The following is a 2,291-nucleotide window of genomic DNA, read 5'->3' as shown; positions in this document are numbered from 1 at the left end:
GACACACCCCGCCTCGGCCCCTCTCTATCACCGGCCCCCGCCCACCGCCGCGCCGCGCGAGCTGCGCGATCGCCGCCGCCCCCTATCGTCATGTGTTCGTGGTGCCGTGTCGGCGTGCGCTGTTCTGTGCGAAGCATGCTCCGGCCGGGGGGAGTTGGGGAATCTGTGTTTCACTTATCTCTCTGTGGGCATGTCGACAAAACGCTGAAGTGACCTCACTGGCTGCGGTATACCAGGTGTACCCAGGTTGCAGGTGGTGCGACGATGGACGTTATGGGGGACAAGGCAACTCTGTTGGAGACAGGGCGGTTTGTGCAGTCGGCCGACCGGGAGGATCCCGGGGCGGCCGCCGAGGAGTTGCGCCATCGGCTCGCCGCCGAGGCCGGAGATGTCGACGCGATGAGCGTCCTGGGAAGCCTTCTGCTGCGCCGCGGCGATCTCGACGGGGCCGAATCCATGCTGCGCGCGGCGACCGCCGAGGGCGACCGCGCGGCGGCCAACAACCTCGGAGTCCTGCTCCACCAGCGTGGATACGCCGATGAGGCGGCCGGCTGGTGGCGGGTCGCCGCCGTCGCCGGATCCGCCGCGGCCGCGCACGCGCTCGGGCGGCACCACCGTGAGCGCGGCGACGAGCCGGCCGCCGAGTACTGGCTGCGGCAGTCCGCCGAGCAGGGCCACGCCCTGGGGGCGTACGCCCTCGCCGACCTCCTGGAGCACCGCGGTGACGCGGGCGCCGAGCGCTGGATGCGGGCATCCGCCGAGCGCGGCCACCGCGAGGCCGCGTACCGGATCGCCCGCGCCCTCGACCGGCGGTCCGCCGCCGAGCCCGCCGATTCTGCCGCGTCCGCCCAGGACGACGGTGTACGGTCCGCCGCCGCGGAGGCCGAGCAGTGGTACCGCCAGGCCGCCGCGCGCGGGCACCGGCGTGCCGCGCTGCACCTCGGTGCGATCCTGGAGCAGCGCGGCGAGCTGAAGGAGGCCGGCCGCTGGTACCTGAACTCCGCCAAGGACGGCGAGGCGCGCGCCGCCTGCGCCCTCGGCTTCCTGCTGCGGGACGCCGGCGACACGGAGAGCGCCGCCGTCTGGTGGCTGAAAGCCGCCCAGGACGGGGACGGGAACGCCGCGAACGCGCTCGGTGCGCTGCATGCCGAGCGGGGCGAGACCCAGACCGCCGAGCGGTGGTACCGCGCGGCCATGGACGCGGGCGATGTGAACGGCGCCTACAACCTCGGGCTGCTCTGCGCCGAGCAGGGGCGGACCGCGCAGGCCGACCAGTGGTACCGGCGTGCGGCGTACGCCGGCCACCGCGAGGCGGCCAACGCGCTGGCCGTGCTGCTCCTGCAGGGCGGCGACGCGGCGGGCGCCGAGCCGTGGTTCTCCAAGGCGGCCGAGGCGGGCAGCGTGGACGCGGCCTTCAACCTCGGGATCCTGTACGCGTCGCGTGACGACGAGGGCGCGGCGCTGCCCTGGTACGAGCGTGCGGCGGCCGCCGGGCACACCGAGGCCGCGCTCCAGGTCGGCACGGCGCGGCTGCGTGAGGGTGCCGAGCAGGACGCCGAGCGGCATCTGCGGTGCGCGGCCGGTGGCGGCAGTGCGGAGGCGGCGTACTGGCTCGGCACCGTGCTCGATGCGCGGCGGCCGCCCGCGGGTCCGCCCGCGCTGGGGGAGCCCGCTGCCGAGAAGACCGAGTGCGAGGAGTGGTACGAGCGGGCCGCCGAGCAGGGGCACCGGCGTGCGCAGGTGCGGGTCGGGATGCTGGCCGCGGGGCGTGGCGATGTCGTCGAGGCCGCTCGGTGGTACCGCCTCGCCGCGGAGGCGGGCAGCCGGAACGGGGCGTTCAACCTGGGGCTGCTGCTTGCGCGTGAGGGCAGTGAGCCCGAGGCGGCGCTGTGGTGGACGCGGGCCGCTGATGCGGGGCATGGGCGGGCGGCGCTGCGGCTTGCGCTGCTTTACGCTCGGCGCGGGCAGCTGGTGGAGGGGCAGCGGTGGGCTTCCCGTGCCGTTGATCTTGGGCCTGCTGAGGTTTCCGAGCGGGCGGCTCGGTTGCGCGAGGCGCTTCAGCAGGAACTGACGGCTTAGCTCGCCCACGCTGTTTGCACCTTGCGGTTGTCGGGCGGGTGCAGGCCGGTGGGTGGGCTGTGCCCACCTGTTCCGCCCTGCGGAACGCCTGCCCACAGCGAGGCGCGGAAGCAGATTTGCGCTGGTCGTGGGCTTGACGTAGAGTTGCGTTTACCGACGCGGGGTGGAGCAGCTCGGTAGCTCGCTGGGCTCATAACCCAGAGGTCGCAGGT

At 74.0% G+C, this 2,291-nt stretch carries 1 protein-coding gene; it reads left to right on the top strand.

Annotated elements, in window-relative coordinates; genetic code table 11:
- Window positions 1-264: 264 nt before the first annotated feature.
- Window positions 265-2,079: a sel1 repeat family protein gene (locus tag ACFWY6_RS31800; protein WP_384697696.1), complete on the top strand. Its 1,815-nt coding sequence runs from the start codon at window positions 265-267 to the stop codon at window positions 2,077-2,079.
- Window positions 2,080-2,291: the final 212 nt, after the last annotated feature.

The sequence above is a fragment of the Streptomyces sp. NPDC059037 genome (assembly GCF_042740015.1).
GTDB lineage: Bacteria > Actinomycetota > Actinomycetes > Streptomycetales > Streptomycetaceae > Streptomyces.
This window is presented reverse-complemented; position numbering and strand designations above follow the sequence as displayed.

Excerpts from the sequence above, each read along its gene's own strand:
- ACFWY6_RS31800 (WP_384697696.1), top strand. The coding sequence starts at position 265 with ATGGACGTTATGGGGGACAAGGCAACTCTGTTGGAGACAGGGCGGTTT.